This is a genomic window from Skermanella pratensis, from assembly GCF_008843145.1.
Classification (GTDB): domain Bacteria; phylum Pseudomonadota; class Alphaproteobacteria; order Azospirillales; family Azospirillaceae; genus Skermanella; species Skermanella pratensis.
The window spans coordinates 2,129,069-2,155,422 of the sequence record NZ_CP030265.1 but is presented as its reverse complement, the minus strand read 5'-3'; the positions used below and the strand labels follow the sequence as shown (position 1 = coordinate 2,155,422).

The following is a 26,354-nucleotide window of genomic DNA, read 5'->3' as shown; positions in this document are numbered from 1 at the left end:
CGCACGTCGGCAGGTACTCCTTCGGCATAGCCCCGTCGGAGATGCTGACCCAATCCCCGGAAGAGGTGTTCCATCTCCCAAATTCATGCGCGGCACCAGACTACTTAATTGCGAATACGCGGATGTTAATTGCGAATACGCGGATGCGCCGGAGGAAGAAAAGATGATCGACGCCATGCAGGACGTCATCGAGCTCGCAGCCGCCCCGAGCGTGCGCGAACGGCTGATACGCCGGTTCATGCGGGTCCGGGGCCGTACGGTGGGGCTGGCCGCTCCCCTGACCCCCGAAGACCAGATCATCCAGTCGATGGCCGACGTCAGCCCGACGAAATGGCATCTCGCCCACACGACATGGTTCTTCGAAGTCTTCGTGCTGAACCGCTATGCCCAGGGCTATACGGCGTTCGACGAGCGGTTCGGTTACCTTTTCAATTCCTACTACAATAATCTGGGCAGCCGTCACCCGCGCCCGCACCGGGGCATGCTGTCGCGCCCGAGCGCGGACGAAGTCCAGCGCTACCGCGACCATGTCAACGCCGCCTGCCTGCGGCTGATCCGCCAGGTTCCGGACGAGACGCTGGGGGAACTGTCCAAGATCCTGACGCTGGGCTTCAACCACGAGCAGCAGCATCAGGAACTGATCCTGACCGACATCAAGCACGTCTTCTGGTCCAACCCGCTGCTTCCGGCCTACCAGTCCGCCCAGAACCTGCCGGCGGCGACCACGGCTCCCCAGAAATGGTTCGACCATGCCGGCGGCCTCGTCCAGATCGGGTGCGATACAGACGGCACGGGCTTTTGCTTCGACAACGAGACGCCGCGCCACCATACCTACGTCCAGCCCTTCCGCTTCGCCGGGCGGCCGGTGACCTGCGGCGAGTACCGGGAATTCATCGAGGCCGGCGGCTACGACAAGCCGAAATACTGGCTGTCGGACGGCTGGAACGAGGTCGAGGCGCAGCAATGGCGCGCGCCGCTCTATTGGCAGAAGCAGCACGGCGACTGGCACGTGTTCACCCTGTCCGGGCTTCGCCCGCTCGTGGAATCCGACCCGGTCTGCCATGTCAGCTTCTACGAGGCCGCAGCCTATGCCGCCTGGGCCGGCAAGCGGCTTCCGACCGAAGCCGAGTGGGAACTGTTCGGGCGAACCCAGCAGGTGGACGGCAACCTGATGGAGTGCGGCACGCTGCACCCCACGGCCTCGCCCTGCGCCGGGATAGGTCCCTGGCAGATGTTCGGCGACGTCTGGGAATGGACCGCCAGCCCCTATTCGTCCTATCCCGGCTTCAAGGCACCGCCGGGCGCGGTCGGCGAATACAATGGCAAGTTCATGTGCAACCAGATGGTCCTGCGCGGCGGCTCCTGCGTCACGCCGTCGGACCATGTCAGGGCGACCTACCGCAACTTCTTCCCGCCGTCCGCACGGTGGCAGTTCTCCGGCTTCAGGCTCGCCGAAGACCTCTGAATGGGGTAGTCTGGCGGTTGAACACCCCTAACCGGAAGCGACCGCCATGGCTCCACGCCCGACAATCACAACCCCGGCGGCAGGTCCGACCCAGGATGACGCGCTGGCCGCCAACCGCGCCTTCTATCACGCCTTCTCCACCCGGGACTTCGCGGCGATGGAAATGCTGTGGGCGCAAAATGCCCCCATCATGTGCATCCATCCCGGCTGGCCGCCGCTGGCGGATCGGGTTTCGGTCCTGTCGAGCCTGCGCGACATCATGAGGAACCCTGAGACGCCGAAGGCTTTCGGCCGCAGCGAAAAAGCCTTCATCTTCGGCATCACCGCCGTGGTGATCTGCGAGGAGGTGCTGGAAGGCGGCGTCCTGGCCGCCACCAACATCTTCGTCAACGAGGGCGGCGCCTGGCGGATGGTCCACCACCAGGCCAGCTCCATCGCGGCCCCGATCCACGAGCTGCCGCTCCCCCGGAACGTCCTCCACTAGGTCAGGCGGCCACCAGGTCAGGCAGCGTCCCATGCCGGCGCCCAGCCGGGGTTGATCAGCCGGCGGTCACCCCGGAGGGCATCGATCTCGGCCCGCTCGTCGTCACCCAGCTTGAAATCGAAGATTTCAAAGTTGCTCCTCAGGTGCTTCTCGCCGCTGGCCTTCGGGATCGCCGCGACGTTGCTTTGGTCGATCAGCCAGCGCAGCGTCACCTGGACGGCCGACTTGCCATGCTTCTCCCCGATCCGGGTCAGGACGGGGTGGGTCGCCACCTCGCCGCGGGCGATCGGGCTGTAGGCCGTCACCATCATGTCGTGGGCGCGGGCGAACTCCAGGACGGGCCGCTGGGACAGGAAGGGGTGGTACTCGACCTGTTCGCAGAGCAGATCCGCCCTGTGCCGCTCGACGGCATCCTTCAGCAGGGCGGTCGGAAAGTTGCTGACGCCGATGTTGCGCGCCTTGCCCGCGGCCTTGACTTCCGACAGCGCCTTCAGGCTCTCGCCGAGGGGGAACTTGGGGTTGGGCCAGTGGATCAGCAGCAGGTCGACATGGTCGGTCCCCAGCTTCTTCAGGCTCTCGTCGACCGAGCGCTGGAGTTCCCCGTCGCCGATGCGCTCGTACCAGACCTTCGTGGTCAGGAAAATGTCGTCGCGAGGGATGCCCGAGTCGGCCAGCGCCTCGCCGACCTGCTCCTCGTTGTTGTAGGCCTGCGCGGTATCGACATGGCGATATCCCATCGCGAGACCCGCCCGGACCACGTCGGCGCACTGCGCGCCCGACAGCTGCCAGGTCCCGAGGCCGAGCGCGGGCACCCGCACCCCCTTGAGGTTCACGTATTCCATCTTCATTCCCTTCGAGTAACGGAAAGCAAACCACTGCCCGACATCATGGTTCCCGTGCGGCCGGTCCGGCGGCAGGGACATCGTATTGACTGGATGAACTGGTTGGTGTTGCACAGCGTTTCTGGTGAGTCGTCCGCAGGTTGCAGCGGCTTGGCGCGATCGTTCCGGCGAACCGGCGGGAGAGCGCTGGCCGCGTCGCTGGCGATGGTGATCCTGGCCGGCTGCGAGACGCTCCGCCCCGGCGGCAGCCGGCCGCCCGACAGCATCGCCGTCAATTTCCGCACCGATCCCAGGACCGGCAACACGGAAGGCCCGTTCGATCTGGAGACCGGGAAACCGGTGCAGACGCAGATCGGCGAGGACGGCATCCTGCGGGTGGTGATCGATCCGGTGACCCATGCGCCGCGCCTGCTCCCCGCGGACCTGCCGGCATCCCCGGCACCGGCAAAAGAATGAGCCTGCTCCGGTTTCCCGCCGCCGCACGGGTCGCGGCCGTCCTTCTGCTGGGAAGCGTCCAGGCCGTCCCTGCCCAGCAGCCGGTGCCTCCCGGGTCCGGTTCGGTCGCGTCCGGCCTCACCCCGGCGCGCTACTCGATCCCGGCGCCGGGAAAGGGACGGCTGACCGCTTCGGTGCCCCCCTTGCCGCCGAAGCCGCCGCCTTCCTTGGATCTGCCGGGAGACGCCGCGGCGCCTGTGGCTCCGATGCTTCCCGCCGTCGCCAAGGTCACGCCTTACCAGCCGCCGATCTTCTGGCCTCCGGCACCCCGGCGCAAGCCGGGCGGAACCGCGGCGGCACCCCCGGCATCTTCTCCCGCTCCGGCGGCTGCCCTCCCTCCGACGGCCGTCCCCCCTCCGGCGCCCGTTCCCGCGCCGCCCGCCCGGGAAGGCTTCACCGCCGTGGTGCCGATCACCGTGTTCGGTCCCGACGACGCGCCCGCGGCACCGAAGGCTGCGCCGGAGCCGACACTGGAGGAACTTGCCGGCACCGAACCGATCGTCTTCACCGTGCGGCTCCCGACCGTCGTCCTTCGGGAACCCGCGCCTTGACCGCCCCGCGGGTCGCCCTGCCCCGTCACGACCCGGCCGAGGTCAGCAGGACCTCGACCGTCCGCGAGGTCTTGCCCCGCTGGAAGGTCAGGCGCATGCCGGCCGGCCCCTGGTGCTTCAGATGGGCGGTCAGGTCGGCGACCCCCGCGACCGGCCGGTCGTCGGCGTGGGTAATGACGTCGCCGGGCCTGGCGCCCAATGCCGCGGCGCGCGATCCGGGTGCCACACTGACGACCCGCACCCCCGGACCCGCATCCTCGGCCATGATGCCCAGGTCGTTGCGAACGCCGGTCGCGCCCCCTTTCCCGGCGACCTTGCCGGCGCCGTCGATCAGGCCGGCGAGCGTCCGCTCCAACCGGTCCACGGGGATCGCGAAGCCGACCCGGGACAGGCCGGCCGGCGCCGCGACCACGGCCGTCGCCATTCCGATCAGGCAACCGCGGGCGTCGAGCAGCGGGCCGCCGGAATTGCCCGGGTCCAGGCTGGCGTCGGTCTGGATCGCCTTGTCGATGCGCTTGCCGGCGCCAAGCTCGACCGGCCGGTCGAGGCCGCTGATGATGCCGCGGCTCAGGCTGACGCCGATGCCGTACGGATTGCCGATGGCGAAGACCCCCTGGCCGACTTTCAGCGCGCGGGAGGAGCCGCGGGACACCGGCGCCGGGGCCGCGGCGGCATCCACCTGCAGCACCGCGATGTCCAGGTCGGCCGCGACCGCGATCATGGCCGGCCGGGCGGTACGTCCGTCGGCGAACTTGACCGTCAGCTGCCGGCCGGGCCGGATGACGTGTTCGTTGGTCACCACGTGGCCGGCGCGGTCCCACAGGAAACCGGTGCCGACGGTCTTCGCGCCGTCGCCGGCGGACTCGATGGTCACCACGGCCGGGGCGACCGCCTCGAACAGGGCGGCGGGATCCGGTTCCGCGCCGCCCGGCGCGCAGGCGGATGCCTGGGCGGGGCTGCTCCAGCCGAGCACCGCGGCAAGGGAGGCGACGATCATTCCGGTATTCAGCGCTGCTGGCATGGCGGTCTCCGACGGGGCGGTCTCGATGGGTCGTGTTCTTCAGGATGAATGGCAAGCTCCGTGCCAATGGCGGATTTACGAGCTTTTCATGCAGTTCGAACGGATCGTCGCGGCAGGACTTGCCCGATGCCGGGGGCATCGCGATGCAAATTCTGCCTAAGCCGCCGGTCGCCCGGTTCCTTCTGCCGGTCCTGGCCGCGGCTTTCCTGCTCTGCGCGCCGGTCCCCGCCCGGTCTCAGGGCGGGCCCAACCTCGGCGCCCCCCAGGTCGGGGAGACGATCCTGAACCGCGACGTGGAGGTCCGCGTCTCGCCGGACGAGACCGGCCGCGTCGTGATGGTGCTGCCCAGGGGCAAGACCGTCGCGGCGTTCGGAACCCCGCGCCGCACCTCCTGGACGCAGATCGGCCTGGGCGGCCGGGACGTGGGCTACGTGCCGAGCGACAGCCTCGACAGCATCTTCATCGCGCGTACGGTCGCGAGCCGGGCCGCCGTGGTCGGACGGCAGCGCTGGACCTTCCCCGACGGCACCCTGCGCGGCACCCACGTGCTGGCGGGCGGCGCCGCGGGCACGGAGATCAAGGACGGCAAGAAGCGGGAGACCAGGCTGGAGCGCGGCGCCGTGCTGGGCCTGCTCGACATCCAGGGCGGCAAGGCCCGCATGACGTCGGAGTCGATCGCGAGCATCACGCTGCCGCCCGAGCAGCTGCTGCCGATCATCGGCGTCCACGACTACGACTTCGCGGGCAGCGGGCCGCCCCGCACCTTCTACGCGGCGCGCGTGGGCGAGTTCCTCACCCCGGTGGAGGCGGAGAACGGCTGGACCGAGTTCATCGCCGCCGCCGGCCCGCAATACGCCCCCTACGCGCACTTCATCTATCCGGCGATGGGGAAGGACAGCATGACCTTCGCGCTGGCGTTCGGCCCGCTGGACCGGACCGGCGTCAACAATGTCTGCGTGGCGCTGAGCCAGCGCATGCTGGACTGCTGGATCGTCGAGGTGGAATCGTTCTGATCCCCCCGGCTTCAGAACTCCTCGTAGGGCTTGCTGTGGGTGTAGCGGTCGACCGCGTAGCGGATCAGCACGGCGATCACGGTGGCCGCCGGAAGCGCCAGCAGGGCGCCGACCAGCCCGAACAGGCTGCCGCCGACCAGCAGCGCGAAGATCACCCAGACAGGATGGAGGTTGGTCCGGTTGCCGACCAGGACGGGTTCCAGGACGCTGGTCTCAAGCACGTTGCTCCCGGCATAGATCAGCAGGACCAGGAAAGGCTCCAGCCAGCCGTCGAACTGGACCAGCGCCACCGTGACGGCTGCGATGAGCATGACGAGGTTGCCGACCACCGGGACGAAGACCAGCAGCCCGGTCAGCACGCCGATCAGGATGGCGAAGTTCAGCCCGACCAGGGTCAGGCCGACGGCGTGGATCACCGCCTGGATCGCGGCGCTCAGCGCCATGCCGCGCAGGAACCCGGCGAGCCGGTCGGTCATTTCCCCCACCAGCTGGAACACGACCGCCCGGGACTGGCGCGGTACCAGCCGGCGGAGCTGGCGAACCACCGGGTTCCAGTCGCGCAGCAGGTAGAAGGTCACGACGGGGGTCAGGACCAGCAGCAGCGCTATGTCGAACAGGGTGGCGGCGAAGCCGAGCAGGTCGCCGGCCGACTGCTGAACCCACTCCGCGGTCCGCTGGGCGATCCGGCGGAGCAGGTCGGTATCGTTCAGCACCTCGGCCCCCGGCACCTGGGCGGCGGCACCGGTCAGCATGGCACGGACCCGGACGAGCAGTTCGGGCAGGCGCTCGGCCAGGTCGCTCGCCTGCTCCAGCAGCACCGGAAGCAGCAGCGCCAGGATGCCGGCCAGGATGCCGAAGGTGAGCAGCGTCACCAGGAAGGCGGCCCAGCCGCGCCGGATTCCCTGTCGGCCGAGCCATCCGGCCAGCGGATCGAACGTGAAGGCGAGTCCGGCACCGACCACGAAGGGAACCAGCGTCCGTCCCAGAACGGCGATCAGCCCGATGCCGAGCCCGATCACCAAACCCCAGATCACGATCCGCAGCCAGTTGGGGATGCGCGACGACGGTTCCTCGGTGATGACGACCTTTTCCATTTCAGGTCACCGGACCCCGCTCCCTGCCAGCACCTCGAGCGCCGCGTTGGCGAGCCGGGCGTGGCCGAAGGCGGTCGGATGGACCTGGTCCCAGAAGATGTGCCGGTCCGGGTCGGCGCAGATCCGGCCGGCGCCGGCGCAGGGATCGCTCAGGTTGACCCTGGGCTTGCCGAGAACCCCGGGGTCCCTGAAGACCCGCTCGACCAGCCCATGGACGTCCAGGCGGACGATGCGCATGCCGTAGCGCGCCTCGACGCCGGCGAGCGTCTGGTCCAGCGCCTGGTTGAAGCCCGCCGTGATCTGGCTGGCGATGCGGCCGACCGTCGGACCGTACTGCCGGACGGCCGGCACCCTCGCGAGATCGGGCAGGTTCGGCATTAGGATGGTGCCGGCGCCCGCCGAGGCGAGATCGTCGGCGATGCTGCCGAGCATCCGGACCGCGTTCATCGCCAGGACGATCGGGTCCTGCCCCGACACGGCGGCCAGCAGGTCATTGGCGCCGCCATAGACGATGAACAGGGTCCGGCCGACGGCGTCGCGGTCCGGTTCCTCCGCCAGGTACCGGTCGGCCTGGGCGCGAAGATTGTAGGGGCTGCCCGGATCATGGGCGCGTGCCCCGCCGACCGCGTGGTTGGTCCCGCCGGAGGCCGCCGGCTCGACCGGCAGGCTGAAATGCCGTGCCAGGTGCTCGACCCAGACGGGCCCGTTGCTGAACCGCGCGCCGGCCGCGTTGCCGGTGTCGGAAAGACTGTCGCCGAACACGACGATGCTGTCGTAGGTCCGCGGCTCCGCCGCGATCGAGGCCGATGCGAAGCCTGCGCACATGCTGATTACCATGGTGATGATCCGGAACGGACGTGTCATGCTGTTTCCCAAGGACCTGATACCGTTCTCCGACCCCGTAAACGTGCAGGAACGGCTTTGTTTCCGGCCCCTTTCGGGAACCCGCGCACGCGTTCGGATCGTCCGGGAGACCTTGTCCGCGGCATCTTCGAAGGCACATCTGTTCCCCTGGGGTGTTTCGCCCTGGCATATGGAACTATGGCAAGGCGGGAATTCATGGAAGGTCTGGTTCGTCGGTGGGTGCCGCGCTGCTGCTGGTTGGTATGTTCGCGGGCGCGCCGATCGCCGTCATGGCCCAGGAGGAGTCCGGGCAGCAGGATCCCGGCTGGATCACCCGCCAGGTCCAGAACCTGCTGAGCGGCCCCGGCCGCACCGTGACGATCGGCCGTGTCAGTTCGAGCTGGAGCCTGGACGTGACCCTGTACGACCTGGCCATCGCCGACGACGAGGGTATCTGGCTCAAGGTCGACGAGGCGAAGCTGGACTGGGCCGCCGGCGCCCTGTTCCGCCGCGAGTTCCGGATATCGGGTTTCGACATCAACCGGATGGACGTCGACCGCCTGCCGGCGGGACAGCCCGAGGAACCGCCCGACGACGAGCCCTTCTCCCTTCCCCAGATCCCCGACCTGCCCGTCGGCCTGGACCTGCGGCATCTGGCGGTCAAGGAGCTGCACCTGGGCGCTCCCGTCCTCGGCGGCGAAGCGGCCATCCTGGGCATAAACGGCAGCGCCAGGCTCGGCCGGGCCGACGCGGGCCTGGGCGCCGACCTGAACATCGAACGCCTGGACAGGCCCGGCGGCGGCAAGCTGGCGCTGAACTACGCGCCGGACACCAACCTGCTCGACCTGGACCTGACGGTCGAAGAGCCGGAGGGCGGCGTGATCGCTCGGGCTGCCGGCATACCGGGGCTGCCACCGGTCAATGTCGCCCTGCGGGGCTCCGGTCCGCTGTCCGGCTGGGAAGGCCGGCTTGATGGAAATGCCGGCGACGTCGCCCGCATCGGTGCCGACGCGACGATCCGCGGCGTCGAGGTCGCGGAGGGCGCCCAGGGATACGGGATGATCATCCGCGGCGACTCCGCCTTCGCCCGCCTGCTCGATCCCCAGGCCGCGGCCCTGGTCGGCGAAACGGTCGGGTTCTCGGCCGAATCCGTGATCGATCCCAACCGCGGGGTGACCCTGACCCCGGCCCGGGTCACCCTGGCCGCCGGGACGGCGGAGCTGTCCGGCAGCTACCGGTTCGACCCGCAGGCGCTGGACTTCGACTACGCCCTGGAGGCGGGAGCCGATTCGGCGCTCCGGACGCTGGCGCCCGACGTGGCCTGGCAGTCGGTCCGGCTCGCCGGTACGGCGGAAGGACCGGTCGCGGCGCCCACGGTCACGGCAGACCTGACGGCCGTGGCGGTCGATGCAGCCCAGGCGGCGCTGGACCGGGCGGTGCTGCAACTCCGCGCGGTCCCGTCCGGCCCGCTCGACCAGCCCGGCTCCAACATGGACGTCACGCTGAACGGGACCCTGGTGAACCCCAGGTCCCCCGACGATCCGCGGATCGCGCAGGTCGCCGGCCAGGAGGTGACGATCGCGGGCAACGCCGTCGTGACGCCCGGCTCGGGCGAGATCCGCGTCGCCGACCTGCGCGCGAACACCGCCGCCGGCAGCGTCGGCGCCACGGCGCTGGTCGAGCGCTGGGGAGACGCCGTCGGCGCGCAGGTGGTGCTTGACATCCCCGACCTCGCCCGCCTGCCCGACGTGCCGGTAGCGGGCGCCGCCAGCGTCCGGACCGACCTTGCCCTTGAACAGGGCGGGCAGATCCTGCGCGGCGAGGCGACCGCCGACCTGCGCGGGCTGAACAGCACCGATCCGGCCCTGGAGCCGATGCTGCGCGACCTGGCGGGCGATGCCGTGACCCTGCGGCTCGCCGCGAACAGCCAGGATGCCGCCCGGACGGTCGAGGTTACCCAGCTGGCCCTGAACGCGCTGGTGGGCAGCCTGACCGGCACCGCGACCGTGCGCGAGTTCGGCCAGGACATCGCCGGCAACGTCGACCTGACCGTGCCCGAGCTGTCGCGCCTGTCCGCGGTGGCCGGGACGCCGCTGGCCGGCGCGGCGCAGGTCCGAGCCGACCTGAGCGGCGGCAACCGGGAGACGCTGGTGCGCGCCGACCTGACCGGCGGAGTCACCGGCCTGAACACCGGCACGCCGGCCGCCGACGCGCTGGCCGGCGAAAAGGTCGATCTGGCCGGACTGGTGACGGTCGGGACCGATGGATCGATCGACATGCCGAGGCTGAAGATCGACGGCCGGAACGTGGCGCTGACCGCCGCCGGGGCGCTGCGGGAGAACCGGCTGGACGCCAGATGGCGGGCCGACCTGCCGCGCCTCGCCGTCCTCAGGGAACCGCTCGCGACCGATATCGCCGGCTCGGCCTCCCTGGAGGGAACCGCGACCGGGCCGCTCGACTCCCTGGAGGTGCGGGCCGACCTGGATGGCCGCAACCTCCTGCTGGCCGGCCGGAACGTGCCGACGGCCGACGTGGGCCTGCGCGCCACCCGCGTGCCCGGCGCCCCGCGCGGCACCCTGGTCGCCTCCGCCGTGGTGGACGGGCAGCCGCTGGACGCCCGCACCGGCTTCGCGCTGGAAGGTCAGCGGCTCGACCTGTCGGATATATCGCTGGGGGCCGAGCGGAACCGCGTCGCGGGTGCCGTCCGGGTGGCACTCGACCGCATGACGGCATCGGGACGGCTTGCCGGGGACATGCGCGATCTCGGCGTCTTCTCCGCCCTTGCCGGGCAGCGGCTGGCCGGCAGCGGCAGGATCGACGTCAGGCTGGACGATCCCCAGGGACGGCAGTCGGCGATCGCCGCGGTGCAGGGCCGGAACATCCTGGTCGCCGGTCCCGATGGTCCCCTGCTGGCCGCCGACCGGATCGATCTCAACGCCGATGTGGCCGACGCGCTGGGCGCCCTGCGGTTCGACGCCAAGCTCGACGGCTCCGGCATCGCGGCCGGCGGCGCCGACCTCGCGACCCTGACCGCCTCGGCCTCCGGCACTCCGGCCGACGCGGAGTTCCAGGCGCGGACCAGCGGACAGGCCGGCGCGCCGGCCCAGCCGGCCCGCGTGGCGCTGGCGGGCGGCTTCACCCGGGAGGGCAACCTGCAACGGCTTCGGCTGGAGCGGCTGGACGGCACCTATGGCGGGCAGCCGTTCCGGCTGGTCAATCCGGCCACCGCGACGATCGGTCCGGACCGGTACGAGGTCCGCGGCCTGCTGCTCGCCAGCAACGAGGGGCGCATCGCGCTCGACGCCGGGCTGGTGCGGAACGCGATCGAGGGTTCGGCCACGCTGACCCGCGTGCCGCTGGCCCTGGCGGAACTGGTCGCTCCCGGCCTGGGGCTGGACGGACAGGTCAACGGCAATGCCAGCTTCGCCGGCACCACCGCCGATCCCCGGGCCGACCTGGACCTGAGGGTCGGCAACCTGACCGTGGAGGGCGGCGAGGCCGCCGGGCTGAGCGGCATCGACATCTCCACGACGGGCCGCTGGAGGAACGGGCGGCTGGCGCTCGACGGCAACGCCGTGACCAGGCAGCGCGACGGCATCGACATGAGGCTGGCGGCGGAGCTGCCGCTGGTGCTGAGGCAGGAGCCGCTGACCCTCGAGGTGCCGATGAACGCGCCGGTCTCCGGGGCGCTGCGCGGCAACGTGGAACTGGCCACCTTCAACGACCTGCTCGCCACCACCGGCGACCGGGCGCAGGGGCGGCTCGACGTGAACCTCGACCTCGGCGGGTCGCTGGACAGCCCGCAGCTGGGCGGCCTGGCCACGCTCGACGGCGCCCGTTACGAGAACCAGGCGGCGGGCACCGTGATCCGCGACATCGTGATGCGCCTGCGCGGCGACGGCACCCGGCTGACCATCGACCAGTTCAACGGCAGGACACCGAACGACGGCATCGTCGAGGCGTCCGGCTCGGTCAATGTCGATCCGACCGATCCCCGCGCCTTCGACATCCGGGTCGGCGCCAGCAACGCGCAGTTGGTCCAGATCGACCTGGCGACGGTCAGGCTCGACACGCTGCTGAGCCTGACCGGGCCGCTCGACGATCCGCTCCTCCAGGGCCCGGTGCGGATCGAGCGCGCCGAGATCCAGGTGCCGGAACAGCTTCCCCCAGCGTGGTCGAGATCCAGGTGGAGGAAATCAACCGCCCGGGCACGGCCGATATCCCGACGCGCGGACCGGCGGAGGAGGCTCCCTCCCCGTTCCAGCTCCGCCTCGACCTGACGGTGGAGGCGCAGAACCAGATCTTCGTCCGGGGCCGCGGGCTCAATGTCGAATTGTCGTCGGACATCCAGGTGACCGGCACCGCGGCGGAGCCGATCGTCGGAGGCGGGCTGAGGCTGGTCAGCGGGACGCTCGACCTGCTGACCAAGCGGTTCGAGTTCCAGCAGGTGAACATCGACTTCGTCGGCGACGGCAGTACCGACCCGGTGCTGGACGTGGCGGCGCAGGCGCAGACCGCCGACATCACGGCGGTGGTCGCGGTGACCGGGCGGGCGTCGAACCCGAGGATCGAGCTGACTTCCACGCCGGAGCTGCCGCAGGACGAGGTGATCGCCCGCGTGCTGTTCAACAAGCCGTTCAGCGACCTGAGCGCGATCGAGGCGGTGCAGCTCGCCCAGAGCGTCGGCCAACTCGCCGGCGTGGGCGGCGGCCCCGGCATCCTGGACAACCTGCGGAACACGCTGGGCGTGGACCGGCTGGAGCTTCTGAGCGGCGAAGAGGGCGAAGGGCTGGCGGGAGCCGGAGTCGCCGCGGGCCGCTACGTCTCCCGCGATGTCTATGTCGGTGCGGAACAGCGGGTCGGCGAGGCGGGCAGCCGCGTGGTGGTGGAGATCGACGTGACCGACAACCTGAAGGTCCGCACCGACGTGGGCACGACCTCGGGTGCCGGGGTCGGCGTGCTGTACGAGTGGGAGTACTGAGCCCGTCATGGCGCTCTCCCGCTATGCCAGCCGGCTGGCCGACCTGATCCGGGGCGACAGGCCGGTCCGCAACCTGGCGGGTCGGCTGCTGTGGCAGACCGGCCTGTGCCGCCGCTTCACCATCCCGAAGGACGGCTACCGGCTGCGCTTCTTCCCGTCCTCGGTCTCCTGCGCCTACTGGATCGACCCGGACGCACGGGCGGCTGACGAGCGGATCGTCACCCGCCTGCTCGCCCCCGGTGCAACCTATGTGGATGTCGGGGCCAATGTCGGAACCCTGGCCGCCGCCGCCGCGGCCCGGGTCGGCCCCGGCGGCACGGTCCACGCGATCGAGGCGAACCCGACGATCGCGGGCTTCCTGCGGGAGAACATGCGATTGAACGGCTTCGACCAGGTGACTGTCCACAATGTGGCGGTCGGGGCGGAGCCGGGAACGATCCGGATCTCGCAGCGGCGCGCCGACGACATGAACTTCGTCTCGACGGACGGCGACGGGGTGGCGGTCGCGCTGACCACGCTGGACGCGCTGCTGGGCGGGCTGGAGCGGATCGACCTGCTGAAGATAGATGTCGAAGGGTTCGAGAAGTTCGTGCTGGACGGCGCGGCACGGATCCTGTCCGTGTCATCGAATGTCTACATCGAGCTGTTCGACGAGAACTCCGCCCGGTACGGCTACGGCGCCGCCGAGATCCTGGACCGGCTGCGTGCGCATGGATTCACCTGCCACGTGTTGGGTCCCGACGGCGCCTTGCGGGACGGTGCGGCCGGCTTCGGCGAGTGCCTGAACGTGCTGGCGACACGCGATCCCGGGGCGCCGGAGCGCGTCAGGTCGTAGGAGGGGCGGCTGCCCCTCCGCACAAGGCTAGATGCTGAGCCGCTTGAAGATTGGTTCCGGGATCGAGCGGATGATCGTCATGATGATCCACCAGAAGACCGGGAAGTAGCGGACTTCGGCCCCCTTGGCGGCGTAGCGCAGGCAGGCGCGGGCGCAGGCCTGCGGCGAGGCCACCAGGAACAGCCCCGGCATGCCCCAAGTCATGGTCGTGTCTATGAAGCCCGGCTTGACGGTGGTGACCGTCACGCCGGAGCGGAACAGGCGGTTGCGCAGCCCCTGGAGGTAGGCGTGCAGCCCCGCCTTCGCGGAGCCGTAGACGTAGTTCTTGATCCGCCCGCGGTCGCCGGCGACCGAGCCGAGGGCCACCACATGGCCGCTGCCCTGCGCTTCGAGGATCGGGGCGAGGCGGTGCAGGATCGAGACCGCCCCCGCATATGTCGCCATGATGGTGCGCTGGGCCTTGTCCGGGTCGGCGTCGATGGCCGACTGGTCCGGCATAAGGCCGAAGGCCAGGAAGACGTTCAGCGGACCACTGGCCCCGCTACCGCCGAAGCCGGCGGACGATCCGGTCACTTCCCTGACGAATGCATCATGGGTATCCACCGCTTCAGCGTCGAAGTCAACCGCCGTGACCGCGACATTGTGGCGGATGCGGATGTCGGAGGCGCCGCGGTCGAGGTCGTCGCGGTCGCGCCCGGCCAGGATCACGTTGCAGCCCTGGGCCGCGGCCTCCAGCGCGAAGGCGCGGGCGATCGAGGAGGAGGCACCGAGCACCAGCCAGGTCGGGGCGCTCATGCCGTCACCCCGCGGATGTCCAGGCGCCGGGACATGTCGGACTGGATGCGCCGGTCGGGATCGATGCGGTCGAGCACTTGGCGGAACTCTCCCAGTTTCGGGTACATGCGGGCGAAGCTGGCGGGGTCGAGCACGGCGTCCTTGGCGAGATAGACCCGGCCGCCATGGTCCTGGGTGATCGCGGCGAGACGGGCCAGCAGGTCCTCCACGCCGTCGCGCCGGGGGAAGTCGAGCGCCAGGGTATAGCCCCGCATCGGGAACGACAGATGCCCCTTGCCCTCGCCGCCCAGGGTCTTGAGCACCGCCAGGAACGATCCGGCGCGGGCGTCCGAGATGGCTTCCAGCAGCTTGCGCAGGGCCGCGGGCGCCTGGGCGTCGGGCACGACGTTCTGGAACTGGTAGAAGCCGCGCTTGCCGTAGATCCGGTTCCAGTCGTGGATCGCGTCGAGCGGATAAAGGAAACGGCGCACCGGCAGGGTGCGGGTCCGCCCGGCGGCCGGGACGCGCCGGTAGTAGGCCTGGTTGAACAGGTTGATGCTGAACGGGTTGAGCGCGAAGCCCGGCAGGTCGACCGGCACTCCCCGCTTCCCGGGCGCCTTCGGCGGGGCGCCGGCCGGATCCGCAGGGGCGGTCTCCGCGGTCTCCAGGATGCCGCGTCCCATCGCGCCGCCGCGCGCCATGCCGTCGATCCAGCCGACGCTGTAGCCGGCGGTCTCCCGCGCGTCGGCCAGCCCGGCCATGAAAGCGTCCAGGTCGGGCATCCGCCGCTCCCGCACCTCGACCGAGCCGGAGGCGACCCGGCGCAGCCGGAAGCAGACATGGAGGATAACGCCGGTCAGCCCGACGCCGCCGATGGTAGCGGCGAACAAGTCGGGCCGCTCGGTCGGGGAGACGCGCACCTGCTCGCCCGACGGGAGGATCAGGTCGAGCCACAGCACGTGGTCGCCGAAGCTGCCGACGCGGTCGTGGTTCTTGCCGTGGACGTCGTTGGCGACGGCGCCGCCGACGGTGGCGAAGGATGTTCCCGGCGAGGTCGGCGGCATGAAGCCGCGGGGCAGGAAGGCAGTGAGCAGGTCGTCGAAACTGACGCCGGCCTCGCACACCAGGGTGCCATCGGCCGGATCGAACGAGACCATGCGGTTCAGCCGCTCGGTCAGCAGGATGTTGCCGCCGTCGTTCAGGGGAGCGTCGCCGTAGCTCCGGCCCAGGCCGCGGGCCAGGATGCCGTGCTCGAACCGGCCCTGAAGCGTGCTCACCGCGGCGGGAGCGCGCTCCGGCCGGCAGGCGGCGACTTCGGCCCGGCGGGTGCGGCCCCAGCCGGTCAGGGTCATGGTCTTCCAAGTCATGATATCAATAACTCACCTGATTCCGTCGGCGGTCGCCAGACGCTCCGCCGCGGGCTGTCGAGCCAGTTTCAGCGCCACGGGCAGCGCCGCGAAGCCCAGCACGACGGCGAACCACAGCGTGGTCAGCCGGATGATCAAGGTTGCCGCCAGCGCCGTGTCGGCGGGCACGCCGAGCAGGGTGAGCAGCGCGAACATGGTCGCCTCGGTGCCGCCGAGCCCGCCCGGCAGCATGGAGACGGCGCCGACCAGCATCGCGAAGGCGAACACGAAGATCGCCTGCTGGAGCGTGATCTGGGCGCCCAGGTCGGTCAGGAGCCAGTGCAGCGCATAGGCCTCGCACAGCCAGCCTACCACCCCCATCGCCGAGGTCAGGGCGAAGATACGGGGATCGAGCAGGCGAGAGGTCTTGCGCACGACGGTGCGGGCGCCGCCGAACAGGCGCGGCCAGCGCCCGACCAGACCGTAGGCCAGCAGCACGGCGCGCAACGGGACCTGAGGCCGCAGCAGCATGAGCAGTCCCCCCGCCAGCGCCGCGGTCGCCACCAGGGTGCCGGCACCGTAGGCGGCACCGAACGACGACAGCCCGGTCAGGCACAGCAGGGTGATCGCGACGGCATCGCCCATCCTGTCGCCGATCAGCAGCGGGGCGGTGCGCTCGTAGCGATAGCCGTGGCAGCGCTCCAGGAGCCACAGGCGCAGCGCCTCCCCCACCTTGCCGGGGGTGGTGGTCATGGCGAAGCCGGCGACGTAGTAGAGCCCGGTGCGTCCGGCCGGCACGTCGATGCCGAGATGATGGCCGAACAGGTGCCACCGCCATGCCCGCAAGGCGTAGTTGACCAGCGACAGGAGCAGCAGCCCGGCGAGGACGGCGGGGCTGAGCGCCCACATGCGGTGCCAGACCTCGTCCAGGCCGAACCAGATGCCGGCAGCGGTCATGGCCGCGACGAAGACCACCGCGGTGATGACGGCACCGTACTCCGCCCGCCGCATCATGGAGCGGGATCCTGTGGACGCGCCCGGCTGGGATGGGATTCGATGAGTGGTCACGATTCCTCTAAACAGGCAGATGGGCGATGGCGACGATGGCGAAGACCGCGCCGCAGACGACCCACGACACGGGGTCCTTGGCGGCGAACACGATGGGATCGTCGTGCATCTTGCCGCGCGAGGTGGCGAGCCAGATGCGGCACTGCCAGAACAGCATCAGCGGCACGATTGCCCAATAAAGGGCGTCCAGCGTGTTGAGGCCGAGCGCCAGGTCGGACTGGACATAGAGGGCGAGCACCAGGCACGAGGTGAAGGACGAGGCGACGCCCATCAGGCGCAGGATATCCATGTCCCCGGCGCGATACCCGCGTCCCGCGGGCTTACCTCCGTTTTCCGGCGGCAAGGCCATCAGTTCGGCGACGCGCTTGACGATGGCCAGGCTCAGGAAGACGAAGCTGGAGAAGGCCAGCAGCCAGAGCGAAACCGGATAACCCGCCGCCTCGCCACCGCCGAACAGCCGGATGGTGTAGAGGGCCGCCAGCATGAACAGATCGACCAGCGCCAGGCTCTTCAGCTTGAACGAGTAGAGGATCGAGCAGACCGCGTACAGCACCACGACGGTGAAGGCACCGGCGACGGCGGCGAGCGCCCCGCCCAGCAGCAGCAGCCCGGGCGCCACGATCGGACCATGGTAGAGCGGCAGCGCGCCGCTGGCGAACGGGCGGTTGCGCTTGCGGTAGTGCTGCCGGTCCGACGCGAGGTCGGTCAGGTCGTTGATCATGTAGATGGCCGAGGCGGTGCAGCAGAAGGCCAGGAACATCAGCACCGCGTCGCCCCAGGCCGCGAGATCGAACAGCGCGCTGGCGGTGACGATGGGCACGAACACAAGGACGTTCTTGACCCACTGGTGGGGCCGCAACGCCTTGAGCAGGGCGCGCGTCCAGGGGGCGCGGTCGTCCACATGGGCTTCGATATGGGTGATTTCCGCCGCTGCCTTGCAAACGCTCTTCGGGGCGTTGACCAGGACGGCGGAGTCCGCGTGGCGCCAGATCTGCAGGTCGGAGAAGTCGTTGCCGGCATAGGCGTAGGGCTGGCCGTCGAGGTGCCGGTCGATCGCCTCCGCCTTGGCGGCTCCGCGCAGGTTGTTGAGCCCGTCGGAGGCGATGACCTCGTCGAAGATCTTGAGGTGCCGGGCGACGGCGTCGGCGATGATGTGGTCCGCCGCGGTCGCCAGGATCAGCCTCCGTCCGAGCCGCTTCTGCTCGTGAAGCCAAGTGACCAGGCCGGCGTTGTAAGGCAGCAGCGCCGGGTCGAGCCGGGCATGGAGCGCCAGCTGCTGCTTGAAGTGCGCCTTGCCCTTGATCAGCCAGCCGACCATGGAGAACAGCACGCGCCAGTCCTTGATCAGGGCGAAGACGCATTCGATCAGGCTGTCGGTGTTGAGCAGCGTGCCGTCCATGTCCACGCATAGCGGCACGGGCCGGGTACGTGCCGACGAAGCCGTAGGCTTGGACGAGGACTGTCGAGAGTGGTCGGGGTCGGAGCGGTGTATCGCGTCCATGCTGGCCATTGTCTGCTCAATCCATCATCAGCGGGTCCGTAATGCCTGGACCTTTCAATTCCCATATCGATGGCGCGCAGCGGGTTTTAGTGGCATTCGCCGTAAATACTCGCTTAAGCCACAGAAGGTTCAAATGTTAATCATGCCTGCTGAATACCGTGAAGGCTCATAAGGTGCCACCGGCATGGCCGCGTGATACACTTTTTATCTAGACAGGGAACGGTTTATCCGGATGTTTATTCCTGTCATCCTTGGTATTAAGCCGGGCTGTCGTGCCGGCGGGGGCTTGACGGGAGTGGCGGAGGCGCCGAGTCCTGTTGCGGAGGACCGGCCGTCGCCTATATTGCCGGGCATGAACTCGCCCTTGGATCCTTCCGTGAACTCCCGTGCGGTGCAGTCGCCCGCGGTGTTCTCCCGTGCCGTGAACTCCCTTGGTTTCGCCAAGGCGCCGGCGGACACCCGCGTGGTCGTCGCCATGTCCGGCGGGGTCGATTCATCGGTCACCGCCGCCCTCCTGCGCGAGGAGGGATATGACGTGGTCGGGATCACGCTCCAGCTCTACGACCACGGCATGGCGGTGGGCAGGAAGGGCGCCTGCTGCGCCGGCCAGGATATCTATGACGCCCGCCAGGTCGCCGACCGGATCGGCATTCCGCATTACGTGCTGGATTATGAGAACCGGTTTTCCCAGTCCGTGATGGACGATTTCGCCGACAGCTACCTGCGGGGCGAGACGCCGATCCCCTGCGTGCGCTGCAACCAGCGGGTCAAGTTCCGCGACCTGCTGGAGACCGCCCGCGACCTGGGCGCCGAGGCGCTGGCGACCGGCCATTATGTACGGCGGTTCATGGGCAGCGACGGCGCCGAGCTTCACCGCGCGATCGATCCGGCCCGCGACCAGAGCTATTTCCTGTTCGCCACGACCCGCGAGCAGCTGGATTTCCTCCGCTTCCCGCTGGGCGGCATGCACAAGCCGGAAGTTCGGGAGTTGGCCGAGCGGTTCGGGCTGGTGGTGGCGGACAAGCCGGACAGCCAGGATATCTGCTTCGTGCCGACCGGGTCCTATGCCGAGGTGGTCCAGAAGCTGCGGCCGGGCGCCATCGAGCCCGGCGACATCGTGCATGTGGACGGCCGCGTGATGGGCCGGCACGAGGGAATCATCCATTACACGATCGGCCAGCGGAAGGGGCTGGGGATCGGCGGCCAGAAGGGCGACGGGGGCGACCCGCTCTATGTGGTCCGGCTGGACCCCGCGCTGCACCAGGTGGTGGTCGGTCCGCGCGCGGCGCTGGGCCGCGACCGCGTGCTGGTGCGCGAGGTCAACTGGCTGGGGACCGGCGGCGCGCCGGAGGTTGGCGGGACGAAGGTGCAGGTCAAGCTTCGGTCGGCGCAGCCGGCGGCGGGGGCGACGGTGTTCCCGGCGGCGGAGGCCGGGGCCGTGGAGGTCGTGCTGGACGAGCCGCAGTTCGGCGTGGCGCCCGGGCAGGCCTGCGTGTTCTACCGGGGCGACCGGGTGCTCGGCGGCGGCTGGATCGCCCGCGCGGAAAGCCGGCTCGCGACGGCTTGAGACTGGGGCGGCGCCGGGTGGGATGCCGTGCCGCCCCCCCGGAGCATGTCAGCAAATGTCAGCAAACGGGGTGTCGCAGCCGCTGTGACAGCCCTGCCCCGCCGACCGGCCGGGGTGGTTTTCATATCCGATTGTCAAAGATCCACGCCTTGCGGCGGGGCATCATAGCGCCTGCCAATTAAGAAACTTTTCCTGTCCACTCCCCCTCCCGGACCTGGGATCGGAGGCCGCAAAAAACGCCGTGAAGCGCTTGACAGTCCCCGCTCCGGCGAACTATATGACGGCCTCCCGGCGATGAACCGGGCCTGTGGCGGAGTAGCTCAGTTGGTCAGAGCAGAGGAATCATAATCCTTGTGTCGGGGGTTCAAATCCCTCCTCCGCTACCAGTTAAAACCCCTGCCAAGTCAAGCACTTGGCAGGGGTTTTTCGTTTGGCGGGCCATTCGTCCGGCGATCAATCCGCGTTCCCTGTGCCGACCTTTGTACCGGGGCGGATCACCGCATGCAGGTCGTCGACTCTGAGGAAGGCGTAGGCCCTTTCGGTCATGGCAACCGACTTGTGCCCCAACCACTTGCTGACCCGGTATAGGTCCATACCGTAGTCCTGTAGGAGGCGGCAGCCACAGGTCCGGCGGAGATCATGCCATCGAAGATCGCTTATCCCAGCCCGCGTAGCGGCCCCATCCAGTCCACGAGTTAGCCTGAGGTACCGTGATCCATCTGGTTTGCAGAACACGTAGGGCGAGGTCAGATGTCGTGGCTGCTGTGCCAAGATCTGTGCGGCCTGAGCGGTGAGGGGGACCACTCTTGGATTGCTGGTCTTAGTTTTGGTGAGAGTGAGTTCGTGACGCCGCTGGTTGACCTGTGACCACTCCAGAGACAGTTGCTCCTCCAGGCGAAGACCGGTTTCGATAGCGAACCAGACCATCGGCTTGAGATAAGACCCTGCCGCAACGAGAAGCCGTTCCTGCTCCTCATGGCTGAGGTAGCGTCTTCGAGGGTCTCCTTCCTTCAAGAGTCGCCGGTCCAGGGTCCGGATCGGATTTGCATCAACCCACTCCCATGAGATAGCGAGTTGCAGCATCGATGAGAGGCAAGCCAGGTCGCGTCTGATTGTTGATGGCGATATGCCCTGTTTTCTCCGGAAGCTGACATAGGCTAGGATCTTCGTCTTCGTGACCTCATCCAGATAGGCCCCGACGAAGTGCGGGTTCAACATCTTTAGGCTGAAGAGGTATCGGCGGGCAGCTAGAGGTTTGAGCGATGGAAGGTGCTCGCCGATAAATCGCTCGACAGCCTCATTAAAGGTGTGACGGGGACGGCCGCCTCGGTCCAGTCGTCGGCGTTCCTCAACCAGTTGAGCAAGATACTGCTGAGCCACAGCTTTCGACGAGGTTCGGGCTGACCTTCGGACCTCCTGTCCGTGCCATGTGAACCGGACCCACCATGTCCGCCCCCGCTTGTAAACCGCTGCCACGTAGATCCTCCTGCACCGGCAAATCCAGTTGTCCATGCAGGACGGTCCCATAGACCGAGCCGCTGTCAATCTGACCACTGGTTCCGCTTTGGATCGGCTCTAGAACATACCAATCGGAGTCCGGTTTGGTGGAGCCGAGGAGGGACATGGGACGGCCTCTGTCGGAAGGGATGGCTTCCGGTATTATCCAACGTCAGCCACATTGTGCCAATGAATGTCGTCGCTGGATTCCTGACGACCTGGTACGGGCTGATTCGTCATGTTCACCATGGTTGATAGTCGGGTGGTCGAGGGTCTGAACAATGTCGCCAGACCCCGATCCCATGCCTGCTTCAGGCATTCCACCGCTTGACGACGTGTGAGCCCCAATAATTGGCTTGTCGCGGCGTCATGTCCTCTCCGCGGCGGAGCCGCTGACAAGCCTCCACCAATTCGTCATGGACAACGACAGGCAGCTTTCTCACGGCGAGGGAAAAGCCAATGATGCTCGCAAAACGCCCCTGGTCGCTCGCCTTTAGCCAAGCGTTCCACCATCGGCAAGCATCCTCCTGCTCCGGCGACAGATCATGTCCCCGCATCAGGGCAGCGAGGCAGCTTGCGAGAAGATCGCCAGTTCGGTCGTCCATCTCGGGGAAGAGCTTGAAGATCTTGCGGATATGGCGGATCTGCTCCTGCCGGAGGACCCAGGCCGCACGCGGGTTGGATATGGTCATTGTTGGCTCCTTCGTATTGCTGTCTATGCCGACAATGCGAAGACACGGACGGGAAAAGCAAATTGTCAGTGATGAAGAATGAGAAAGACGGAAGGCCTGACCTCGTGTCGGCCCTAGTCCCAAAAAATCACTGAGGTATGTATCTGAGATTTGCGTTTCCGATCCTGGATCAGTTTTTGTGTCAGCATCTGATGCCGCATGAGACTGATCCCGATGTCCCGATCTTTTACCTATCAACCGCCCAGTGCTCTCCCTGATCTATACGACGAGGACGAAGAACTTGCCCCATGGCAGGTGGACCAACCTGCCCGAGAGGCGGCATGTGCCGATCCGACTCCTGCTGACCAAGCCCGGCTTGTCTCCGCCCTTGACTCGGAGGTGAAACTTGTCTCCTCCCTTGTCCCGTACGGGAGGAGACAACCGCTTCGCTCCGAGACGAGCGGAGACACGGCGGAGCCGTGTCGTACGGGAGGAGACAACGATTCCTCTCCACAGACGAGCGGAGACAACTCGCTCCGGCCTGGGCCGTCGCTCGTCTCTCCCGAAACCGAGGCTCGGCTCGCCGAGCAGGCTAGGCTCGTCGCTCACTATGACCGGGTCCGGTCCGGTCAGTTCAAGCTCGACCTCGACTTCGTCCTGCTCCACCTCAACCGGAAGGGATTCCACCCCGGTAAACCACGCAGGGGCCGCGACGGGACGCAGTACCCGTCAGCGGCTCCGTCTGACTGGAGCAGGTTCTTCGCCCGGCTCAAGCTGAACGGCGAGCACTGGAAAGTGAACCTTGCCCCGCCGGAGATCTGGGCACTCCAGTATGACGCTCCGGTGGGCAAGCGGCGGAGCCGCATTGCCGGCCCGGTCGCCCATTACCGCCAGATCATCGAGGCTTACCTCGGGCAGACCGACCCGAACGTGCCTCCGCACGAAGGGCGAGTCTGGCTTGGCTTGCTATGGCGAGACAAGCCGGGCGATCCGGGGTTCAGCCGGGGACCGCGTTATCGCGACAGCGATATGACCTGGGTCGTGGTCCACACGAACGATGACCTGAAGCCCGTCACGCTGGAGGTCGGCTGTGCCCTTCCGTCTTGGCATGACGATGCAACCGGCGATCCCGGCGTCTTCGAAATGGTGTCTCTGGTCGAGCGTGAGACCAAGCGTCAGATCAGGCAGGACAAGGCGGGCCAGACCGCAGATCGGGATCGCCTCCTGAAGTGGGTCTGGTTCAAGCGGGGCTATGTCATGACGCCGGAGGACAAGGCCGCGGTATCGCCGAGGGCCAACGGCGTGGTAGAGGTCGGCCAGGACTGACCCAGAGGTCATAGGAAAGGCCGGCGTGTTCGGCTTCAGGACGCCCATGGCGGAACCGTGCTCCACACAAGGAGGTGGCCGGCGTCAACGCCATCAACGTCGTGGTGGTCATGATCACCCCGGCGTTCTCGCCTCCCGCAGAGCCCGGAACACCGACGACCGGCTGATCGCCAACTTGGCCGCGATCTCGTCCGGCCGGGCACCGGCCTGATGGAGATCGAGTACCTCATTGAACCGCCTGCGGGCCGTAGGCACGCGACCTCGGTACTTGCCCGCCGCCTTCGCCGCGGCGACGCCGACCTTCTGTCGCTCCAGCAGCAGACGACGCTCGAACCCGGCGACGGCGACCACGATCTCGGCGATCATGCGGCCGGTCGGGCTGCTGGTGTCGATCCCGAGGTCGAGGACGCGGATCTTGGCTCCCTTCCGCTCCAAGCGGTCGAACACCTCACAGAAGTGAGCCGTGCTGCGGCACAGGCGGTCGAGGCGAGTGACGATCAGCGTGTCGCCGTCCCGCAGGAAGTCCAAACACGCTGCAAGCTGGGACCACTCTCCGACGGCCGAGGCCTGCTCGGCGAAAACCTTCTCGACGCCGAGCCGCGTCAGGTGAGCGATCTGGTCTTCGTACCCGGCGACCTGATCAGAGGTTGAGGTGCGGGCGTATCCGACAATCATCCGATGACCTTGGTTCCACATGGCTGCTTAAGCCAGTGGAACACAGGTGCCACAGCCGTCAAGCCCACCCGTGTGGGACTGCCACCGCCGGTGTCGCACGGGTAGAGGCTACTGGGACGGGCGGGAGCGTGGGGGAGAGGGTAGGATCGCCGCTGGAATCTATGACCATGCCCTGGCGGCGCTTTGCGCCGCCAGGGCATGGTCATGAGAGCATCGGCCGGGCTTAAACTGGCGACAGCCAAGAGAACTGAATGGCCCCCAACTCCACCGTCAGAACATCGAAAATTCGTACCATCCGGACGACATGCCAACTGTAAAGGCGATTAACAGGCTTTACAAACGCCAGAGCTTCAGGCATGACTCCTGTCATCGCAGCAAAGAGCCGGAAATCACCATGCAACAACACCCCCGTCCCTTGAGCAGGACAGCCCATAAACGCAGGCGTGACGGCATCAAACCGTCCGATCCCGCTTTATCGACCGGCAGAGATATTGACATGATAGTGATTTACCACACGCTCAAGGATGATATAGTCCAGCATTATTGGACAATACCGCGAGAATATTTTGAGGTGACTCAACAGGCTGTTCAGGACAAGAAGTGCATCGAGGATATTATGGCGACCATTCGAGGAGTATTTGCAACGATCCTCGACAGGCGGGACTTAAGTCCCGAGGAGGGGCATACCTCTGCATGGGCAAATCTTATGGCTCTCGCGACTCTTGGCTCGCTTCCAGAAGGAGTGCAGACCATCATCGCCTACAACTACGAGGCAGAGCCTGATTGTGTGAAATTTTACCCGGCCAAATCTGAGGATACTTGGGTGAAAGGTTGGTTGGAGACTGGCGGGCGGAAAGCTGCTGAGACCCTAAGTAGGCAACTCGCTGTTCAAGCCCGCAATTTCTCCCGGAAACTGGCGGAGCGAAAATCATAGCTGCTTGTAAGACCACAGCGAATCTATCCAATGAGCGGGGGCGAGTATTTGGGTATGTTCGCCTCCCAACCGCTGAGCAGGAAGACAGCGGCAAAATACGAACTCAGCGGGAGCAGATTTCCGCCCACGTGGCTGCCATTGGCCTTGGTACGCTTGATCGATTGTTTGTGGACATCTCTGGTGGTCATCTACCGCTAGCGGAACGGCCTGAGGGTGGCCTGATGATGGCTAACCTAAGGTCGGGAGATACGGTTGTTGCTCTGCGGCTCGGGCGGATGTTTTGTTCGGGTCAGGATGCCGCTCAGGTGGTAGAGCGGTTCCGTGATATCGGGATCAGCCTACACTTGGTAGACCTGGGCGGTGAGGTGACCGGCAATGATACAGGCCGAATTTTCCTTATCATGGCTGCCGGTTTCGCTGAAATGGAACGTGAGCGTCTTCGCGAACGTGTTACTGAGGGAAAGCGGCGAGCTCTGGCTGAAGGTCGTCACGGGGGTGGTGCAGCCCCAGCCGGGACCCGCCTCGAACGCGACCCGCAAGGGCGAATTGTGGTTCTCCTCGACACTAATGTATTCCTTGAAACCCACCGCATCCTCGCCGAGGGCATTTCCAAGGGTCGTTCTCTTCGAACTATGGCTGACGATCTTAAGGCTCACGGCGTCAAGGCAAGCCATGTCACCGTCAAGAAGCTTCTGATTCGCCACGGGCTAACTCCTGTGAAGAAATAATGCAGGTTTGACGCAATTGGTATCACAGGCCCAAGTTGATATCGAGCTACGCTTTTAGGGCCGAGATTAAAGAGGAACGCAACCACTGCTCGTGCCACCGCGACTGGCTGTTGCAGAATTTCCAGTGGACGAGATGATCATTGCGAGTTCCATTGTCTTCGTTATTGCTCCAGGGAAGTTGGGGCATCTGCCTATCTGTTGTCGGGCCACGATAGAAAACCGGTAAATAAACCGAGCTTGTCGTAGTCGCCCTCTTCACCGCAGAGATGAACATGCATCAAACCAAGAAAACCAACGAACACCGAGACCTAATAGCCGCCCAGAACACCGCTATCGTGCGGCGGAACATGCCCCACGTGACATACTCGATAGACCATCCCGGCCGCCATGAGGCTCTCCGTTCAGTACTAGTCGGTCTTCGTCCAGTACCTGTCTCAGAAGCCTCACGGCTGCCAGAGGAAGCCCTGCTCACAAGGATGTGCCAACAGAAACGATGGGACGGCTTGCAGGCAGGATTGTGGGTCCATCGCCACCTGCTCGCCCTGATCCCTGACGCCGGCAATCTGGATGCCTACACTCTCGACGACAAGTTCCGCGAGATCACAGCGGCCATCTCACGTTGTGGCTCCGTTGAGGAAATCCG

At 67.2% G+C, this 26,354-nt stretch carries 21 protein-coding genes, 1 tRNA gene and 1 pseudogene; 12 read left to right on the top strand and 11 right to left on the bottom strand.

All coding sequences use genetic code 11. From position 1 onward, the window contains the following. Positions 1–163 precede the first annotated feature (163 nt). Entirely contained in the window at positions 164–1,465 is a 1,302-nt protein-coding gene (gene egtB, locus DPR14_RS09700; RefSeq protein WP_158044949.1) for an ergothioneine biosynthesis protein EgtB, read from the top strand. A gap of 46 nt (positions 1,466–1,511) precedes the next feature. After that, positions 1,512–1,949, top strand: a complete 438-nt coding sequence (locus tag DPR14_RS09695) for a nuclear transport factor 2 family protein (protein WP_158044948.1) — start codon at positions 1,512–1,514, stop codon at positions 1,947–1,949. A gap of 17 nt (positions 1,950–1,966) precedes the next feature. Here DPR14_RS09695 and DPR14_RS09690 read toward each other — a convergent pair whose 3' ends face one another. After that, a complete protein-coding gene (locus DPR14_RS09690) occupies positions 1,967–2,791 on the bottom strand; it encodes an aldo/keto reductase (protein WP_158044947.1) in 825 nt (274 codons plus the stop codon). Positions 2,792–2,941: 150 nt separating this feature from the next. On the opposite strand from DPR14_RS09690, the gene DPR14_RS09685 reads away from it, so the two are divergent. Then, on the top strand, positions 2,942–3,247 hold the full coding sequence (locus DPR14_RS09685; protein ID WP_158044946.1) for a hypothetical protein: 306 nt from the start codon (positions 2,942–2,944) through the stop codon (positions 3,245–3,247). Then, on the top strand, positions 3,244–3,837 hold the full coding sequence (locus DPR14_RS09680) for a hypothetical protein (RefSeq protein ID WP_158044945.1): 594 nt from the start codon (positions 3,244–3,246) through the stop codon (positions 3,835–3,837). The genes DPR14_RS09685 and DPR14_RS09680 overlap by 4 nt, the downstream gene beginning before the upstream one ends. 25 nt (positions 3,838–3,862) lie before the next feature. Here the strand turns inward: DPR14_RS09680 and DPR14_RS09675 are convergent, their stop codons facing one another. Continuing rightward, positions 3,863–4,858 (bottom strand): S1C family serine protease, encoded by a 996-nt coding sequence (locus DPR14_RS09675; RefSeq protein ID WP_158044944.1) that lies wholly within the window; start codon positions 4,856–4,858, stop codon positions 3,863–3,865. A 143-nt stretch (positions 4,859–5,001) separates the two neighbouring features. Here DPR14_RS09675 and DPR14_RS09670 point away from each other — a divergent pair, with 143 nt between their 5' ends. Further along, complete coding sequence (locus tag DPR14_RS09670; protein ID WP_158044943.1) at positions 5,002–5,871, top strand: SH3 domain-containing protein; 870 nt, start codon at positions 5,002–5,004, stop codon at positions 5,869–5,871. A gap of 11 nt (positions 5,872–5,882) precedes the next feature. Here DPR14_RS09670 and DPR14_RS09665 read toward each other — a convergent pair whose 3' ends face one another. Further along, a complete protein-coding gene (locus DPR14_RS09665) occupies positions 5,883–6,965 on the bottom strand; it encodes an AI-2E family transporter (RefSeq protein WP_158044942.1) in 1,083 nt (360 codons plus the stop codon). A 6-nt stretch (positions 6,966–6,971) separates the two neighbouring features. After that, positions 6,972–7,829, bottom strand: a complete 858-nt coding sequence (locus DPR14_RS09660; RefSeq protein WP_158044941.1) for an SGNH/GDSL hydrolase family protein — start codon at positions 7,827–7,829, stop codon at positions 6,972–6,974. 242 nt (positions 7,830–8,071) lie between these two features. Here DPR14_RS09660 and DPR14_RS28690 point away from each other — a divergent pair. Together DPR14_RS28690 and DPR14_RS09645 are read left to right on the top strand one after the other, a co-directional pair. Beyond that, a pseudogene (locus DPR14_RS28690) lies at positions 8,072–12,789 on the top strand (translocation/assembly module TamB domain-containing protein). Positions 12,790–12,796: 7 nt separating this feature from the next. Continuing rightward, a complete protein-coding gene (locus tag DPR14_RS09645; protein ID WP_158044938.1) occupies positions 12,797–13,624 on the top strand; it encodes an FkbM family methyltransferase in 828 nt (275 codons plus the stop codon). Between the two features lie 27 nt (positions 13,625–13,651). Here the strand turns inward: DPR14_RS09645 and DPR14_RS09640 are convergent, their stop codons facing one another. The 4 genes from DPR14_RS09640 to DPR14_RS09625 all read right to left on the bottom strand — a co-directional run bounded on the left by DPR14_RS09640 (position 13,652) and on the right by DPR14_RS09625 (position 18,322). Then, positions 13,652–14,419: an SDR family NAD(P)-dependent oxidoreductase gene (locus tag DPR14_RS09640; protein WP_158044937.1), complete on the bottom strand. Its 768-nt coding sequence runs from the start codon at positions 14,417–14,419 to the stop codon at positions 13,652–13,654. After that, complete coding sequence (locus DPR14_RS09635) at positions 14,416–15,765, bottom strand: FAD-binding oxidoreductase (RefSeq protein WP_158044936.1); 1,350 nt, start codon at positions 15,763–15,765, stop codon at positions 14,416–14,418. The genes DPR14_RS09640 and DPR14_RS09635 overlap by 4 nt, the downstream gene beginning before the upstream one ends. 12 nt (positions 15,766–15,777) lie before the next feature. Next, the gene (locus tag DPR14_RS09630) at positions 15,778–16,758 is read right to left on the bottom strand and encodes a lysylphosphatidylglycerol synthase transmembrane domain-containing protein (protein WP_158044935.1); all 981 of its coding nucleotides are present in this window, start codon (positions 16,756–16,758) and stop codon (positions 15,778–15,780) included. 61 nt (positions 16,759–16,819) lie between these two features. Continuing rightward, entirely contained in the window at positions 16,820–18,322 is a 1,503-nt protein-coding gene (locus DPR14_RS09625; protein WP_158044934.1) for a UbiA family prenyltransferase, read from the bottom strand. A 412-nt stretch (positions 18,323–18,734) separates the two neighbouring features. Between DPR14_RS09625 and mnmA the strand changes: the two genes are divergently transcribed. Next, entirely contained in the window at positions 18,735–19,880 is a 1,146-nt protein-coding gene (mnmA, locus tag DPR14_RS09620; protein WP_158048070.1) for a tRNA 2-thiouridine(34) synthase MnmA, read from the top strand. A gap of 309 nt (positions 19,881–20,189) precedes the next feature. Then, positions 20,190–20,266 (top strand) — tRNA-Met (locus DPR14_RS09615). A 67-nt stretch (positions 20,267–20,333) separates the two neighbouring features. On the opposite strand, the gene DPR14_RS09610 is transcribed toward DPR14_RS09615, so the two are convergent. Together DPR14_RS09610 and DPR14_RS09605 are read right to left on the bottom strand one after the other, a co-directional pair. Continuing rightward, positions 20,334–21,392: a tyrosine-type recombinase/integrase gene (locus DPR14_RS09610; RefSeq protein WP_192499374.1), complete on the bottom strand. Its 1,059-nt coding sequence runs from the start codon at positions 21,390–21,392 to the stop codon at positions 20,334–20,336. A gap of 296 nt (positions 21,393–21,688) precedes the next feature. Then, positions 21,689–22,069: a hypothetical protein gene (locus DPR14_RS09605; protein ID WP_158044894.1), complete on the bottom strand. Its 381-nt coding sequence runs from the start codon at positions 22,067–22,069 to the stop codon at positions 21,689–21,691. Between the two features lie 774 nt (positions 22,070–22,843). Here DPR14_RS09605 and DPR14_RS09600 point away from each other — a divergent pair. Further along, a complete protein-coding gene (locus DPR14_RS09600; RefSeq protein WP_158044895.1) occupies positions 22,844–23,374 on the top strand; it encodes a hypothetical protein in 531 nt (176 codons plus the stop codon). Between the two features lie 114 nt (positions 23,375–23,488). Here DPR14_RS09600 and DPR14_RS09595 read toward each other — a convergent pair whose 3' ends face one another. After that, positions 23,489–24,049, bottom strand: a complete 561-nt coding sequence (locus DPR14_RS09595; protein ID WP_158044896.1) for a recombinase family protein — start codon at positions 24,047–24,049, stop codon at positions 23,489–23,491. A 304-nt stretch (positions 24,050–24,353) separates the two neighbouring features. On the opposite strand from DPR14_RS09595, the gene DPR14_RS09590 reads away from it, so the two are divergent. Further along, positions 24,354–24,983, top strand: coding sequence for a hypothetical protein (locus DPR14_RS09590; protein WP_158044933.1), 630 nt, complete (start codon positions 24,354–24,356; stop codon positions 24,981–24,983). Next, on the top strand, positions 24,977–25,711 hold the full coding sequence (locus DPR14_RS29080) for a recombinase family protein (protein ID WP_158048069.1): 735 nt from the start codon (positions 24,977–24,979) through the stop codon (positions 25,709–25,711). Before DPR14_RS09590 ends, DPR14_RS29080 begins: the two co-directional genes overlap by 7 nt. Positions 25,712–26,354: the final 643 nt, after the last annotated feature.